This window comes from Sphingobium sp. DC-2 (assembly GCF_000722555.1).
Classification (GTDB): Bacteria; Pseudomonadota; Alphaproteobacteria; order Sphingomonadales; family Sphingomonadaceae; genus Sphingobium; species Sphingobium quisquiliarum.
This window is the reverse complement of record NZ_JNAC01000072.1, coordinates 1-617: the sequence shown is the minus strand read 5'-3', so window position 1 is coordinate 617 and position 617 is coordinate 1. Positions and strand designations below refer to the sequence as shown.

The following is a 617-nucleotide window of genomic DNA, read 5'->3' as shown; positions in this document are numbered from 1 at the left end:
TCTCCCTCAGAAAAGACTCTATGCCTTCACGCCCAACGCGACGCCGGCCAATGTGCGAGCGCTGGTCGGAGGTAAGATCAATGAACCGCTCATCGAGCGCAACTGGCCCGACATCCTGCGCATCATGGCGACGATCGCAGCGGGGATCGTCGCCCCCAGCCAGATTCTTCGCAAGCTCGCCTCTTACCCGCGCCAGAATGAGCTGGCCCTCGCATTGCGAGAGGTGGGCCGCATCGAGCGAACCCTGTTCATGATCGACTGGATTCTTGATGCCGGCCTCCAGCGCCAGGCTCAGATCGGCCTCAACAAGGGTGAGGCCCACCACGCCCTAAAGCGCGCCATCAGCTTCCACCGCCGAGGTGAAATCCGGGATCGATCCGGCGAAGGCCAGCACTATCGCATCGCCGGAATGAACCTGCTCGCCGCCATCATCATATTCTGGAACACCATGAAGCTCGGCGAGGTCGTCAATACCCGGGCCGCCAGCGGTACCCATATCGCGCCTGATCTACTCGCCCACGTCTCGCCGTTGGGATGGGAACACATCAATCTAACCGGGGAATATCGCTGGCCCAAATCCTTAGCGTAGGATTCCGCCCCCTCCCGCAAACGCCCCC

Annotated in this window: 1 protein-coding gene; it reads left to right on the top strand. The window is 61.6% G+C overall.

Translation table 11 applies throughout. The annotated features are described in order from the left end of the window. Nucleotides 1-589 (top strand): Tn3 family transposase (locus ET21_RS0115550; protein ID WP_017503833.1); only part of this gene is annotated, 589 nt, incomplete at its 5' end. Nucleotides 590-617 lie beyond the last annotated feature (28 nt).